Raw genomic sequence first — 13,951 nt, 5'->3', positions numbered from 1 at the left:
CGGCCGCGGAGCCGACGGCGGCCGATCCGGTGACCGCGGAGCCGGTGCCGAGCAGAGTGGCCAAGGCGGAACCCGTCGCGACGGAACCCGTACCGGCCAGCCCGGCCAGTGCGGAACCCGTTGCCGCCGAACCGGTTCCGAGAATACCGGCCAGCAAAGAACCGACACCCGCCGCCGCGGAACCGGTGGTTGCCAGCGCCGAGCCGGTAGCGGCGGAACCCGTTGCGGCGGCAGCGGATCCGGTGCCCGCAGCCGCGGAACCGGTGCCCGCCAACGCCGAGCCGGTCGCGCCTGCGACCGAACCCGTTGCGGCAGAACCGGTCCCACCGAGCGCGGAACCGGTCAGTGCCGAGCCGGAGGCCGCCGAACCGGCGGCAGCCGATCCCACCGCGGCCGAACCGGTGCCCAGAATGCTCGCCAGTCCGGCGAATCCTTCACCGGCAACCGGAGTCGGCGTGACGGGCGGCGGCGCCGCGGAAACCTGCGACGGCGCCGTCGTCGACGATGTGGCCGAGCGCCCGGGGATGGTCAGATCGCCGTCGTACTGGCCGTCATCGGATGGCGTGGGTCCCGCCGAACCGGACGGACCCTGCTGTGCCACCACGCCGGCCCCGGCGGCAGGCTGCGACACCGGGATGACCCGGCCCGGCGTGTCACCGGACGATGGCGGTGCGCCATCCGGCTGAGCTGCGACAACGCCGGGACGGACCGATGCGGTGGGGCCGGGCTCGGGTTCCGTCGGCCCTTGTCGACGCGCGATGCCCGGTCCAGCGACGGCGGCGTTCGGGCCGGAGACCGCGGCATCGTGAACAGGCGTCGCACCATCGGCTCGCGCGGTCGGCGCGCCGGAAGGTGAGGTGTGCGGGGCGGTCGGCGAGGGGCCCGGGGCGGTAGCAGGGGTGGCTGGTTGTGCGTTGGCCACCAAGGGGCCGAGGACCCCGCAACTGCCGATCAACCCGGCTACCGCAACAACGCGCGCTATGCGACCCATGGTCATGCGCTTGCCTTCCCTCAACTTCTCAGCGCAGATTTCTCCCCGGTCGCTACAACCTCTCCGGGACCGAACGAATGCGGCCCATCTTAACTGCCGGCTGTTTGCTCGTGCAGTGAGATCATGTGAGCCCGATCACGCCTAGGCGCACGGGGATTGAAATCGGTCGCCGCAGTGACCGCGCGCACCCCTTGCCGGAAGGTCGATAACGCGACGTCATCCCCACTGGCACAAGGGTTTCGGATACAGCGACGCCGGCGGATCGCGGCCGCGGGCAGGGGGCGGCGGGGTGCGATCTCACCGGCGCGGATCGTTGCTGTGCGGGTTGCGGGTGCTCAGGCTCCGTAGACCGGCTCGGGATCGGTTGCCTTGGCGATCAACTCACGTACCACCGGCCCCAATTCGGACGGCTGCCAGCGCGCACCGCGGTCCTCGGCGACACCGTGGCGCCAGCCGTCGGCCAAGGCCACCTTCCCGCCTTCGACCTCGAACATGCGGCCGGTGACACCCGCCGAATCCGGGCTGCCCAGCCACACCACCAGGGGCGAGACGTTTTCCGGCGCCATCGCGTCGAAGCCGTCGTCGGGGCGGGCCATCATATCGGCGAAGACGGTTTCGGTCATGCGGGTGCGCGCGGAGGGGGCGATGGCGTTGACGGTGACCCCGTAGCGCCCGAATTCCGCTGCGGCGGTGATGGTCAGAGCCGCGATACCGGCCTTCGCCGCGGCGTAGTTGCCCTGGCCCACGCTGCCCTGCAGACCGGCACCGGAGCTGGTGTTGATGATGCGGGCGTCGCGGGCGCGGCCGGCCTTGGATTCCGCGCGCCAGTACTCGATGGCATGCCGCATCGTGGCGAAGTGACCCTTGAGGTGGACGCGGATCACGGCATCCCACTCGTCCTCGGCCAGGTTGACCAGCATCCGGTCGCGCACGATGCCGGCGTTGTTCACGACCACGTCCAAGCCGCCGAAGGTCTCCACAGCCTGGCCGATCAGCCGCTTCGCACCGGCCCAGTCCGCGACGTCGTCACCGTTGACGACGGCCCGGCCTCCGGCCTGCACGATCTCCTCGACCACCTGGGCGGCGGGCGAATCGACGCTGGGCGCGCCGTCCAGTTCCGCACCCAGATCGTTGACCACCACGTTGGCGCCCGCCGCGGCGAAGGCCAAGGCGTGGGCCCGGCCGATACCGCGGCCGGCGCCGGTGACGATCACGGTGCGTCCTGCACAGATCAGCTCGGAGTTGTCGGTCATATCTACTGCTCTCATTTCCTCGGTGCGGTAAGGGTTTTCGCTGTGATCGGTGATCGCGCGCGACGACGGCTATCGTGCGGGCTGCGCGTCGTTGACGGTGGCCGCGTCCAGGAATGCGGGACGTTCCCCGCCGCCGTGCACGATGAGCGATCCGCCGTTGACGTAGCCGGCCAGCGGCGAGGACAGGAAGACCGCGACCCGGCCGATGTCCTCGGGGGTCGCCAGCCGGCCCAGCGGCACGGTCGCCTCGACGGCGGCGATCCCGGCGTCGTCGCCGTAGTGCAGATGACTGGATTCGGTGCCGACCATCCCGACGATCACCGAATTGACCCGCACCTTCGGCGCCCACTCGATCGCCAGCGAGGACACCAGACTGTCCAGGCCGGCCTTGGCCGCACCGTAGGCGGCGGTGCCGGGCGAGGGCCGGTGTCCGCTCACACTCGAGACCATCACGATCGAACCGCCCTGGGGCTGCTGCTGCATCACGGCATTGGCCGCCTGCGAAACCAGCAGCGGGGCGAGCAGATTCAGCTCCACGATCTTGGCGTGGAAGTTGCGGGAGGCGGTGGCGGCGGGGGCGAACGGCGCGCCACCGGCATTGTTCACCACATGGTCGATCCGGCCGTGCCGGTGCACGATCGTCTCGATCAGCCCGGTCACCGCCTCGCCGTCGCGCACATCGCACGGGAGAAATTCGGCGGTGCGCCCGGAACTCTCGATCGCCGCCTCGCCGGGGCGGCGGGCACACACCACGACCGTCGCGCCGGCGTCCAGGTACACCCGGCTGATGCCGGCGCCTACGCCCCTGACGCCGCCCGTCACGAGAACTACCGATCCGGACAGGTCCACTTCGATTGCCACCGTGCTAACCTACCAAGCACTTGCTTGTTTTGCCAACGAATGGACATGCGATGGGGATCAACCGTCACACCGAGACCTCGGGCATCGAGGTCGTCACGATCGACTATCCGCCGGTCAACGCACTGCCCACCGCGGGCTGGTTCGGCGTGGCCGATGCGATTCGCGAGGCCGGGCGCGACCCGGAGACCAAGGTGGTCGTGCTGCGCGCCGAGGGCCGCGGCTTCAACGCCGGGGTCGACATCAAGGAGATCCAGCGCAACCCGGGCCATCAGACGCTCATCGACGCCAACCACGGCTGCTACGACGCCTTCGGCGCGGTCTACGACTGCCCGGTGCCGGTGATCGCGGCGGTGAACGGCTTCTGCCTCGGCGGCGGCATCGGCCTGGTGGGCAATGCCGATGTCATCGTCGCCTCCGACGACGCCACCTTCGGCCTGCCCGAGGTCGAGCGCGGCGCCCTCGGTGCGGCCACCCACCTGGCCCGGCTGGTCCCCCAGCACATGATGCGCACGCTGTTCTACACCGCCTCCACCGTGACCGCGCAGCAGCTGCACCACTTCGGTTCGGTGCACAAGGTGGTGCCCCGCGCCGAACTCGATTCCGCCGCACTGGAAGTCGCGAAGAACATCGCCGCCAAGGACGGGCGGGTCATCCGGGCCGCGAAGCGCGCGCTCAACGGTATCGACCTGCAGGACGTGCACCGCAGCTACCGCTTCGAACAGGGCTTCACCTTCGAGCTGAATCTCGCCGGTGTGGCCGATGAGATCCGGGCGCGGTTCGATGAGGATCTTGCTGCCAAGAAGGGGGGAAAGTAATGCGCGACAAGCGGATATCGTTGGAGGATGCGGTTTCCCAGCTGCGCAGCGGGATGACCATCGGCCTCGGCGGCTGGGGTTCGCGGCGTAAGCCGATGGCGTTCGTGCGCGCGCTGCTGCGCTCGGACGTCACCGATCTGACCGTCGTGACCTACGGCGGGCCGGATCTGGGCCTGCTGTGTTCGGCCGGCAAGGTGCGCAAGGCCTACTACGGATTCGTCTCCCTCGATTCGGCGCCGTTCTACGATCCCTGGTTCGCCAAGGCGCGCACCGGCGGTGAGCTGATCTCCCGCGAAATGGACGAGGGCATGGTCAAATCCGGCCTGCAGGCGGCCGCGGCCCGGCTGCCGTTCCTGCCCACCCGCGCCGGGCTGGGCTCGGACGTGCTGAATTTCTGGGACGGTGAACTGCGCACGGTGCAGTCCCCGTATCCCGATGCCGACGGCCGCGTCGAAACCCTGGTCGCGATGCCGGCGCTCACCCTGGACGCCGCGTTCGTCCACCTCGACATCGGCGACAGGCACGGCAACGCCGCCTACACCGGCGTCGACCCGTACATGGACGATCTGTACTGCCTGGCCGCCGAGCGGCGGTTCCTGTCGGTGGATCGGCTGGTGGAGACCGAGGAACTGGTGAAAGCCGTTCCGAACCAGGCGATCATCCTCAATCGCATGATGGTCGACGGCGTCGTGGAGGCGCCGGACGGCGCGCACTTCACCTTCTCCGGCAGCTACGGCCGCGACGAGAAGTTCCAGCGCCATTACGTCGAGGCGGCCAAGGATCCCGAGACCTGGGCGGCCTTCAAGGCCCGCTATCTGGATGTCACCGAGGACGAATATCGTTCCGCGGTGGCCGAATTCGCTGCCGACGAGGAGCGCCGATGAGCGAGACCACCACTGTCACCCGCGCCGAGGTGTGCGCGGTCGCCTGCGCCGAGATCTTCCGGGGCGCCGGCGAGATCATGGCCAGCCCGATGTCGCCGACCCCCACCATCGGGGCGCGGCTGGCGCGGCTGACCTTCGAACCGGATCTGCTGATCTCCGACGGCGAGGCACTGCTGCTGGCCGACACCCCCGCGCTGGGCGCCAAGGCTCCCACCGAGGGCTGGATTCCGTTCGGCAAGGTGTTCGACGTCGTGGCCTCCGGGCGGCGCCATGTCGTCATGGGCGCCAACCAGATCGACCGCCACGGCAACCAGAATCTGTCCGCCTTCGGCCCGCTGCAGCAGCCGAACCGGCAGATGTTCGGTGTGCGCGGCGCCCCGGGCAACACCATCAACCACGCGACCAGCTACTTCGTGCCCAAGCACAGCAAGCGCGTGTTCTGCGAGACCGTCGACATCGTGTGCGGAATCGGTTACGACAAGATCGATCCCGAGAATCCGGCGTACCGGTTCCACCACCTGCACCGGGTGATCAGCAATCTGGGCGTGTTCGACTTCGGCGGGCCCGGCCACACCCTGCGGGCGCTGTCGCTGCATCCGGGAGTGAGCGCCGACGAGGTCGCCGAGAACACCGCGTTCGAGGTGGCCGGACTGGACAGCGCCGAGGTCACCCGCACGCCGACCGACGAGGAGCTGCGGATCATCCGGACGGTGCTGGATCCCAAGGGAATCCGGGAAAAGGAAGTAGCGTCATGAGCCGGCTGCGGACTCCGCTGACCGAGCTGGTCGGCATCGAGCATCCGATCGTGCAGACCGGAATGGGCTGGGTGGCCGGTCCGCGCCTGGTGGCGGCGACCTCCCAGGCCGGCGGCCTCGGCATTCTGGCCTCGGCCACGATGACCTACGCCGAACTCGAGGCGGCCGTCGCGAAGACCAAGGCGCACACCGACAAACCGTTCGGCGTGAACATCCGCGCCGATGCCTCCGACGCCGCCGAACGGATCGAACTGCTGATCCGCGAGAAGGTCCGGGTCGCCTCGTTCGCGCTGGCGCCGAAGAAGGAGCTCATCGCGCGGCTCAAGGACGCCGGTGTGGTGGTGGTGCCCTCCATCGGCGCCGCCAAACATGCGGTGAAGGTGGCCTCGTGGGGCGCCGACGCGGTGATCGTGCAGGGCGGCGAGGGCGGCGGGCACACCGGTCCGGTGGCCACCACGCTGCTGTTGCCGTCGGTACTCGACGCGGTCGACATTCCGGTGGTCGCCGCCGGCGGCTTCTTCGACGGCCGCGGCCTGGCGGCCGCCCTGGCCTACGGCGCCGCGGGCGTGGCGATGGGCACCCGCTTCCTGCTCACCCAGGACAGCAGCGTGCCCGACGAGGTGAAACAGGAGTATCTGCGCCGCGGGCTGCAGGACACCGTCGTCTCGCTGAAGGTGGACGGCATGCCGCATCGGGTGCTCAACACCGATCTGGTGGACCGGCTGGAACATTCGGGCAGCTGGCGCGGGCTGTCCGCCGCGGTCGCCAATGCCGCGAAGTTCAAATCGATGACCGGCATGAAGTGGTCCACCATGATCCGCGACGGTCTGGCGATGCGAAAGGCCAAGGACCTCAGCTGGTCTCAGGTGATCATGGCCGCCAATACGCCGATGCTGCTCAAGGCCGGCCTGGTCGAGGGCAATACGCAGGCCGGTGTGCTGGCCGCGGGACAGGTCACCGGAATCATCGACGATCTGCCCACCGTGCAAGAGCTCATCGACCGCATCATCGACGATGCGGTCGCGCGGATCGACACGATCGCCGCGCTTCGAGACGGCGCCGCGGCGACCCCCGGCGCGTCGGCGTAACCGAAACAGATTCGGTCGCAACGACACAGGCCGCCTCGCCGGCATCCGGCGGGGCGGCCTGTGCGGTTCCGGCTACTCCCCCGACAGATCGGCCGACAGGTCGCGGACCTCCACACCCTCCGGAATCCGCACCTCCGCAACGGGTTCCGGGCGATCGTCGAATTCCAGCCGCAGGGCGCGGCACATGGTGGCGTGCATGTCGTACAGCGCCGTGATGTAGGTGAGTTCCAGTATTTCCGGATCGCTGAGGTGGGCGCGCAGCACCGCGAACACTTCGTCGGGTACCCGGCCGCCGTCGTGGACCAGGCAGTCGGTGTAGGCCAGAATCGCACGTTCGAGTTCGGAGAAACAGTCGCTGATCTGCCAGGACGGGATGGCCGCGATCTTCTCCTCGGGCGCACCGAGCGAGCGCATCTGCTTACAGTGCTGGGAGAACACGAACTGACTGCCGCGCGCGTATCCGGCGCGGCACTGCCCCAGTTCGCGCAGCAGCGGATCCAGCCGTGAGTTGCGGTAGACGGCGAATCCCCGCACGGCGTGCCGGAACACCTCGGGTGATTGTGCGAAGACGGTCCACCAGTCACCGGGGGTGGCGTGGACGGTGCCGTGGTCGACGGCCGGGTCGCGGTCGGGCCCGAACAGACGGTCGTAGTAGAACAGGATTCGCTCGTCGGTGACTTCGGCGCGCGGGACTTCACGCAGGCGGGGCATGCTTCGAACCTCTCGGTAGTGCGGTTTCGCGGCTGGTGGGTGATCAGAGTTCGGCGGTGGCGCGGCGGTCGGCGGCGGTCTTCGGCTCGTGCGATACGTCGGCCTCGGTGAAAGTCCGGGTCCAGCAGGCGAATTCGAGCAGCACCCCGTCCGGGTCCTGGAAGTAGAACGAGCGCACGAAGGTTCCGGGGTGCACATCGCGGGACACTCCCGCGGGGCTGTCGTCGTGATTGAGGACCCGGCTGACCTTGATTCCCTCGGCCTGCACCCGCTGGTAGTAGTCGTCGAAGCGTTCCGGCGGCACGGCGAAGGCCACGTGATTCATCGAGCCCACGCCGCTGACCAACTCCCCCTCGTCCGGAAGTCCCTTGGGCGCGGCCAGTCCGGGGGTGGCATCGGGTGCGTCGGCGAGCCAGAAGAAGGCGATGGTGTTGCCGCCCCCGCAGTCGAAGAAGAAATGCTGACCGAGGTTGTGCGGTAGTTCGATGGTCTTGACCAACGGCATGCCCAGCGTGCCGGAGTAGAACTCGATCGTCCGGCGCATATCGGAGCACACCAGGGCCAGATGGTTGATTCCGCGTAGTTCGTATTTCGGGTTGGCGGCGCTCATTGCAGTCCTTCCGCTGTGGTGCCGATTCGACCTCCGTGGCGGGTCCGCACCATTACTGTGAGCTGGGATTCTCCCAACTGAACTGACTTGACAGTCATGTCATGTTCGTGGATAGTTTGAGCCGTGCCGAAGTCATCTGTCAATAGCGCGCCCACCCCCGTCGACAATCTGACGCCGCGGGGGCGCAAGACACGCGACGCATTGCTGGACGCGGCGCGCAAGGTGTTCGAGACCGTCGGATTCCTCGATACGCGAGTGGAACAGATCAGCGAGGAGGCAGGTGTCTCCTACGGCACCTTCTACCGCTACTTCGAATCCAAGGACCATGTGTTCGGCGAGCTGAGCACGCGGTTGTTCGAGGATATGCACCGCCGCGAACCCGCGCCCGCGCAGCTCTCGCCGGCCGCCCGGCTCATCGCCGCCAACCGGTCCTATTACGCGGCCTACCGGCGCAACGCCCGGATGATGGCGATCGTGGAGCAGGTCGCGACCTTCAACGAAGAGTTCCGGCAGCTGCGCCACGAACATCGGCGCCGGCTCATCGACCGCACCGCGCAGGCGATCGCCCGCTGGCAGCGCGAGGGGCTGGTCCGCGCGTCGCTGGATCCGGAACTGGCCGCGCGAGCCATGTCCGCGATGGTCGACCACACGCTGTACCTGTGGCTGATCCAGGGCGAGGACGCCGATGAGCACGCGTTGCTGGAAACCCTCGACCAGATGTCGGTCAGCGCACTCGGGCTCGACCCGGACGAGAAATAACGCATCCGTCCGGGGACATATCGCAGGAGGCAGGATGAGAACGGACCCACCGACCACCGCACATCCCGAAGCGCACGACAGCGAAACGGAGGCCGTGCCCGGGGCGGCCGGACCGCTCGACGGCTTCCGTGTGCTCGAGCTGGGAACGCTGATCGCGGGACCGTACTGCGGACGCCTGCTCGGTGATATGGGGGCCGATGTCATCAAGATCGAAGCGCCGGATCGTCCCGACCCGCTTCGTGATTGGGGTCAGGCCGCGGGCGGCGGCCACCAGTACTTCTGGACCGTGCACGCCCGCAACAAGCGGTGTGTGAGTCTCGATCTGCGCGTTCCGGCGGGACGCGACATCTTCCTGGAATTGGCCCGCACGGCCGATGTCGTGGTGGAGAGTTTCCGGCCCGGCACGCTGGAGCGCTGGGGTATCGGCTACGACGTGCTCAGCGAGCTGAATCCGGGGCTGGTGCTGGCCCGAGTCTCCGGTTACGGGCAGACCGGGCCGTACGCGTCGCGGGCCGGTTACGCGTCGGTGGCCGAGGGCATCAGCGGGCTGCGCCACCTCAACGGATTCCCGGGACAGGCGCCGCCGCGGATGGCGTTGTCGCTGGGCGACAGTCTGGCCGGGCTGTTCGCCTTCCAGGGTGTGCTCGCCGCGCTGCTGGTGCGGGAGCGGACCGGGCGCGGGCAGGTGGTCGACGCGGCACTGACCGAGGCGTCGCTGGCGATCCAGGAGTCCACGGTTCCGGATTTCCACAAGACCGGACATGTGCGCCAGCCCTCGGGCACCCGGCTGGACCGGGTGGCGCCGTCGAATCTGTACAAGGCCGAGGACGGGCTGTGGGTGATCATCGCGGCCAATCAGGACACCGTCTTCGGGCGGCTGGTCACGGCGATGGGCCGGCCCGAACTCGCCTCCGACCCACGGTATTCCACTCATTCCGCGCGGGGTGAACGGCAGGACGAACTCGACGAGATGATCGCGGCATGGGCCGGAGATTTCACCGCCGCCGATCTGATCGATCTGCTGAATCGGCACGGCGTGGTCGCGGGCCCGGTGAACACCGTCGCCGAGGTGATGGCGGATCCGCAGTTCACCGCGCGCGAGATCTTCGTCGACCACGTCGATCCGTCCGTCGGCCGCGACGACGCCGGATACGATCCCGTCCCGGTCAAGGGTGTCGGCGTCGTGCCGCGGCTGAGCGCCACCGCCGGTGGCGTGCGCTGGGGTGGTCCGAGCCGGCCGGGCACGCATACCGACGAGGTACTGGGTGAGCTGCTCGGATACGACGCCGACCGGCTGGCCGGATTGCGCGGCGAAGGCACGATCGGATGACCGCCGTCGATATTCGCGAGGTGGGGCCGCGCGACGGTCTGCAGATCGAGGAGCCGATTCCCACAGAGGCCAAACTCGCCTTCATCGACGCGCTCGTCGCCACCGGAGTGCGCCGGATCGAGGCCACCTCGTTCGTCTCCCCGCGCGCGATCCCGGCGCTCGCCGACGCCGAAGCCGTTGCCGCGCAACTCCATCGGTGGCCCGGCGTGGAGTTCTCCGCCCTGGTCGCCGGTCTCGGCGGAGTGGGGCGCGCCCTCGCCGCGGGTGTGCATCGGCTCGAATACGTCGTGTCGGCATCGGACGGGCACAGCCGGGCCAACGTGGGACGCGACAGCGCCGAATCGGTCGCGCTGATCGAGCCCATCGCCGAGCAGGTGCATGCGGCCGGTGGCCGGCTGGAGGTGATCGTCGCCATCGCCTTCGACTGCCCGTTCGACGGCCGCACCCCGCCGGAGCGGGTGGCCGAGATCGCGGCGCGAGCCGTGGCTTCCGGCGCCGATTCGCTCGCCGTCGCCGACACCGTGGGCACCGCCTCACCGGTCCGGACCGCCGACGTGATCGACCGGGTGCGGGCGGCGGCGCCCGATACCGAACTCGGCATCCATCTACACAACACACGTGGCCAGGGGCTCGCCAACGCCTGGACCGCCTACGAACACGGCGTACGCCGATTCGACTCCGCCGCGGGTGGTCTCGGCGGATGCCCGTTCGCCCCCGGGGCGAGCGGCAATATCGCGACCGAGGAATTGGTCTACCTGTTCTCCGACGGCGGCATCGAGACCGGCATCGATATCGACCGGGCGCTCGACGCGGCCCGGCTGATCTCGCGCCTGCTCGGCAAGCCGGTCGACAGCAATCTGCTCGCCGCGGGCGGTCGCCTGCGGCCCAGGAATGCGGCATCACACTGAGCCGCACGAGAATGACCCGGAGGTCCTTCGCATGGATGAACTGGCCGACCGCTTCTTCGCCGCGGTCAGCGCGGGCGATACCGCGGCCCTGACCGCGCTGTACGCGCCCGACGCCCGGATCTGGCACAACGACAAGAACGCCGAGGAGACCGTCACCGAGAACCTGCGGGTCCTGCGCTGGCTCTCGCGCACCGTGGAAGACCTGCGGTACGAGGATATTCGGCGCTATGTGCTGCCGGACGGCTTCGCTCAGCAGCATGTCGTGCGGGGCCATCTGCCCGGCCACGGCGAGCTGGAGGTCCCCGCGAGCCTGTTCGTGCGTGTCCGGGACGGGCACATCACCAGGATCGAGGAATATGTCGACTCGGCGGCTACGCAGCCGCTGCGCGAGGTCTCGGCGACGAACGGAGGTTACCGGTGACGTCGGTCAACCGCCCCGAGGGCGAGATCTCCGAGTTGTCCGCGCGCATGCGCACATTCATCGATACCGAGGTCGTTCCCGAGGAATCGGTGCTGGCCCGCGAGGACGACACCGCACACGCCACCCTCGCTCGCCTGAAGGCGCGAGCGAAGGAACTCGGCCTGTGGGCGCTGGGCCATCCGGCCGAACTCGGTGGCGGCGGTGTGCCGTTCCTCGACTTCGTCTATCTGAACGAGATCATCGGCCGCTCCGAATTCGGCATGCTTGCGGTCGGTTCGGTCTCCATGCAGGACACGCTCATGCTGTACCGGCACGGCACCGAGGAACAGCGGGCACGCTGGATTCCGCCCATGGTGTCCGGCGACATCCTGCCCTCGGTCGGCCTCACCGAACCCGAGGTCGCCGGATCCGATCCCACCCTGATCGCCACCCAGGCCGAACTGGACGGCGACACGTGGATCATCAACGGGCACAAGTGGTTCACCACCGGCGCCGCCCAAGCGGCGTACTGCACCGTCTTCGCCCGGACCGAACCCGAATCGGTGCCGCGGCACTCCCGGATCAGCGCGATCATCGTGCCGACCGACACCCCGGGTTTCGAGATCGTCCGCTCCATCCCGACCATGGGGCACGATCCGAGCGATCACTACGAGGTGCGGCTCACCGATGTGCGGGTGCCGGCGGCGAACCTGCTGGGCGAACGCGGTCAGGGTTTCGTAGTGGCACAGGACCGGCTCGGCCCCGGCCGGATCTCCCACTGCATGCGCTGGCTCGGCCAGGCCCAGCGCGCCTACGAATTGATGTGCGCGCGCGAACACCCGGTACGTACACGGATCGTTGCTCGCCGAAAAGGGTGAAATCCACCGGTACATCGCCGAATCCGCGGCCGAGATCCATGCGGCCCGGCTGATGACGCTCGACGCCGCCCGCGCCATGGATGCCGGTGAGGACTATCGGGTGCGGGTCGGGTTGATCAAGTTCTGGGGCGCGCGGATGCTGCACGATGTGATCGATCGCGCCATCCAGGTACACGGGGCCCTCGGGCTCACCGCCGACACACCGCTGGAGCGGATGTACCGGCAGGCGCGCTATGCCCGGGTCTACGACGGCCCCGACGAAGTCCATCGCATGTCGACCGCGCGCCGGTTGTTGCGCTCCCCCGAGGCGGCGCCGTGGCTGTGAGCGCGGAATCGGCTGCTGCCGAACCGGTTACGCTCACCGAGGGTGTCCGTGCGGTACTGGCGGACACGCTCGGCACCTCGCTCACCGATGTCGCGTTGCGGCAGTTCACCGGGGGCGCGAGCCGGCAGGTGTACGCGGTCGAGGCCCGCGACGGCACGGGCGCCGCGGTGCGGGCCGTGCTGCGGCGGGACCCGCCCGGCCATGGTGATTCGGCGCGCATGCACGCCGAGGCGGTCTGTCTGCGGGCGGCCGGTGCTGCCGGAGTGCCGGTGCCCGCCGTCCTCGCGGACGGGGCCACCGCGCCCGGGATCGACGCCCCGTATCTGTTGATGGAGCGCGTCGACGGCGAGTCGATTCCCCGGAAGCTGCAACGGGATCCGGCATTCGCCGCGATACGCGACCGGCTGGCCGGCGATCTCGGCTACGTCTTGGGACTGATCCACCGCACCCCACTGGACAACCTGGACGTTCTCGACGATCACGATCCACTCGCCGCCCTCGAGCAGATCTATCGTGACCTGGACGATCCGCGGCCGGCGGTCGAGGCCGGACTGCGCTGGCTGCGCGAACACCGGCCCGCCGAACGCCCGAAGGCCCTGGTGCACGGCGACTTCCGGCTGGGCAACTTCCTGATCGAGCCGGACGGCGTGCGCGCGGTGCTGGACTGGGAGCTGGCTCATCTCGGCAATCCGATCGAGGATCTGGGCTGGTTGTGTGTGCGGGCCTGGCGCTTCGGCGCCGAGGCGCCGGTGGGCGGACTGGGCAGTCGGCAGCAACTGCTGGACGGTTACGAACGGTCAGCGGGATACCGGCCCACCGCCGCGGAACTGCACTGGTGGGAAGCATTCGGCACGCTGAAATGGCTGGTGCTCAGTCGTTTCCAGGCGCATCGGCACCTCAGCGGGGACGAGCGCTCGCTCGAACTCGCCGCGATCGGGCGCCGGGTCTGCGAATCGGAATACGATCTGCTCACCGTCCTGGACCTGCTCGACGACACCGTTTCTGCTCCCACGCCCTCGGACATGCCTGCGACCGTGCACGATCGGCCGCATCCCACCGAGATACTCGAACTGGTCGCCGACACGCTGGCCGCAGAGATCGGACCCACACTCCCACCCGAGCAGTCGCGTTCGCGCTACCTGCTGCGCGTATGCGCCAACCTGCTCGGCATCGCCGCACGCGAGCTGGCCGCCGGGCCCGCCGCCACCGCCGAAGTGCACAGCCGGCTGGCGGCGCTGGGCTGTGAGTCCGAAGCGGAGCTGGCGGCGCGACTGCGCTCCGGCGCGGCGTCGTACACCGACGATGCGGTGCGCGCGGCGATCTCGGCCGCGGTGCTCGCGCGACTGCGGATCGCGAACCCACGCCACCTCGGGTAATCGCACC

The 13,951-nt window shown here is 68.9% G+C and carries 13 protein-coding genes and 2 pseudogenes; 10 read left to right on the top strand and 5 right to left on the bottom strand.

Annotated features, from left to right (window positions below):
- From ON23_RS02435 to ON23_RS02425, 3 genes and pseudogenes are all read right to left on the bottom strand, one after another.
- Window positions 1–631 (bottom strand): annotated as a pseudogene (locus ON23_RS02435) (hypothetical protein); the annotation flags it as partial.
- Between the two features lie 695 nt (window positions 632–1,326).
- Window positions 1,327–2,244 (bottom strand): SDR family oxidoreductase, encoded by a 918-nt coding sequence (locus tag ON23_RS02430; RefSeq protein ID WP_036497635.1) that lies wholly within the window; start codon window positions 2,242–2,244, stop codon window positions 1,327–1,329.
- 69 nt (window positions 2,245–2,313) lie between these two features.
- Window positions 2,314–3,105 (bottom strand): SDR family oxidoreductase, encoded by a 792-nt coding sequence (locus ON23_RS02425; RefSeq protein ID WP_373282156.1) that lies wholly within the window; start codon window positions 3,103–3,105, stop codon window positions 2,314–2,316.
- Window positions 3,106–3,155: 50 nt separating this feature from the next.
- Between ON23_RS02425 and ON23_RS02420 the strand changes: the two genes are divergently transcribed.
- The 4 genes from ON23_RS02420 to ON23_RS02405 are packed head-to-tail and all read left to right on the top strand — an operon-like array spanning window position 3,156 to window position 6,647.
- The gene (locus ON23_RS02420; RefSeq protein WP_039775904.1) at window positions 3,156–3,920 is read left to right on the top strand and encodes an enoyl-CoA hydratase family protein; all 765 of its coding nucleotides are present in this window, start codon (window positions 3,156–3,158) and stop codon (window positions 3,918–3,920) included.
- A complete protein-coding gene (locus ON23_RS02415) occupies window positions 3,920–4,804 on the top strand; it encodes a CoA transferase subunit A (protein ID WP_039775902.1) in 885 nt (294 codons plus the stop codon). Before ON23_RS02420 ends, ON23_RS02415 begins: the two co-directional genes overlap by 1 nt.
- Window positions 4,801–5,559, top strand: coding sequence for a CoA-transferase subunit beta (locus ON23_RS02410; RefSeq protein ID WP_039775899.1), 759 nt, complete (start codon window positions 4,801–4,803; stop codon window positions 5,557–5,559). The genes ON23_RS02415 and ON23_RS02410 overlap by 4 nt, the downstream gene beginning before the upstream one ends.
- Complete coding sequence (locus ON23_RS02405; RefSeq protein WP_039775897.1) at window positions 5,556–6,647, top strand: NAD(P)H-dependent flavin oxidoreductase; 1,092 nt, start codon at window positions 5,556–5,558, stop codon at window positions 6,645–6,647. The genes ON23_RS02410 and ON23_RS02405 overlap by 4 nt, the downstream gene beginning before the upstream one ends.
- A gap of 72 nt (window positions 6,648–6,719) precedes the next feature.
- Here the strand turns inward: ON23_RS02405 and ON23_RS02400 are convergent, their stop codons facing one another.
- Window positions 6,720–7,358 (bottom strand): carboxymuconolactone decarboxylase family protein, encoded by a 639-nt coding sequence (locus ON23_RS02400; protein ID WP_039775895.1) that lies wholly within the window; start codon window positions 7,356–7,358, stop codon window positions 6,720–6,722.
- A 43-nt stretch (window positions 7,359–7,401) separates the two neighbouring features.
- Complete coding sequence (locus ON23_RS02395) at window positions 7,402–7,968, bottom strand: VOC family protein (protein WP_039775893.1); 567 nt, start codon at window positions 7,966–7,968, stop codon at window positions 7,402–7,404.
- A gap of 123 nt (window positions 7,969–8,091) precedes the next feature.
- Between ON23_RS02395 and ON23_RS02390 the strand changes: the two genes are divergently transcribed.
- From ON23_RS02390 to ON23_RS02365, 6 genes and pseudogenes are all read left to right on the top strand, one after another.
- Window positions 8,092–8,727 (top strand): TetR/AcrR family transcriptional regulator, encoded by a 636-nt coding sequence (locus ON23_RS02390; protein WP_039775891.1) that lies wholly within the window; start codon window positions 8,092–8,094, stop codon window positions 8,725–8,727.
- A gap of 34 nt (window positions 8,728–8,761) precedes the next feature.
- Window positions 8,762–10,057 carry a CaiB/BaiF CoA transferase family protein gene (locus tag ON23_RS02385; protein ID WP_083903651.1) on the top strand — a complete coding sequence of 432 codons (1,296 nt, stop codon included), beginning with the start codon at window positions 8,762–8,764 and terminating at the stop codon, window positions 10,055–10,057.
- Window positions 10,054–10,965 (top strand): hydroxymethylglutaryl-CoA lyase, encoded by a 912-nt coding sequence (locus ON23_RS02380; RefSeq protein WP_039775889.1) that lies wholly within the window; start codon window positions 10,054–10,056, stop codon window positions 10,963–10,965. The genes ON23_RS02385 and ON23_RS02380 overlap by 4 nt, the downstream gene beginning before the upstream one ends.
- A gap of 31 nt (window positions 10,966–10,996) precedes the next feature.
- Entirely contained in the window at window positions 10,997–11,386 is a 390-nt protein-coding gene (locus ON23_RS02375) for a nuclear transport factor 2 family protein (protein ID WP_039775887.1), read from the top strand.
- A 47-nt stretch (window positions 11,387–11,433) separates the two neighbouring features.
- Window positions 11,434–12,568, top strand: a pseudogene (locus ON23_RS02370) (acyl-CoA dehydrogenase family protein).
- Window positions 12,559–13,944, top strand: a complete 1,386-nt coding sequence (locus tag ON23_RS02365) for a phosphotransferase family protein (protein ID WP_306307093.1) — start codon at window positions 12,559–12,561, stop codon at window positions 13,942–13,944. The pseudogene ON23_RS02370 and the gene ON23_RS02365 overlap by 10 nt, the downstream one beginning before the upstream one ends.
- Window positions 13,945–13,951: the final 7 nt, after the last annotated feature.

The organism is Nocardia cerradoensis NBRC 101014 (assembly GCF_000308535.1).
In the GTDB taxonomy this organism is placed as follows: Bacteria; Actinomycetota; Actinomycetes; order Mycobacteriales; family Mycobacteriaceae; genus Nocardia; species Nocardia cerradoensis.
Note: the sequence above shows the minus strand (reverse complement) of the source record. Positions and strands in the feature narration are given on the sequence as shown.

Coding starts and splice junctions, on each gene's coding strand:
- ON23_RS02420 (WP_039775904.1), top strand. CDS start 3,156: ATGGGGATCAACCGTCACACCGAGACCTCGGGCATCGAGGTCGTCACG.
- ON23_RS02410 (WP_039775899.1), top strand. CDS start 4,801: ATGAGCGAGACCACCACTGTCACCCGCGCCGAGGTGTGCGCGGTCGCC.
- ON23_RS02380 (WP_039775889.1), top strand. CDS start 10,054: ATGACCGCCGTCGATATTCGCGAGGTGGGGCCGCGCGACGGTCTGCAG.
- ON23_RS02385 (WP_083903651.1), top strand. CDS start 8,762: ATGAGAACGGACCCACCGACCACCGCACATCCCGAAGCGCACGACAGC.
- ON23_RS02430 (WP_036497635.1), bottom strand. CDS start 2,244: ATGACCGACAACTCCGAGCTGATCTGTGCAGGACGCACCGTGATCGTC.
- ON23_RS02395 (WP_039775893.1), bottom strand. CDS start 7,968: ATGAGCGCCGCCAACCCGAAATACGAACTACGCGGAATCAACCATCTG.
- ON23_RS02400 (WP_039775895.1), bottom strand. CDS start 7,358: ATGCCCCGCCTGCGTGAAGTCCCGCGCGCCGAAGTCACCGACGAGCGA.
- ON23_RS02375 (WP_039775887.1), top strand. CDS start 10,997: ATGGATGAACTGGCCGACCGCTTCTTCGCCGCGGTCAGCGCGGGCGAT.
- ON23_RS02415 (WP_039775902.1), top strand. CDS start 3,920: ATGCGCGACAAGCGGATATCGTTGGAGGATGCGGTTTCCCAGCTGCGC.
- ON23_RS02405 (WP_039775897.1), top strand. CDS start 5,556: ATGAGCCGGCTGCGGACTCCGCTGACCGAGCTGGTCGGCATCGAGCAT.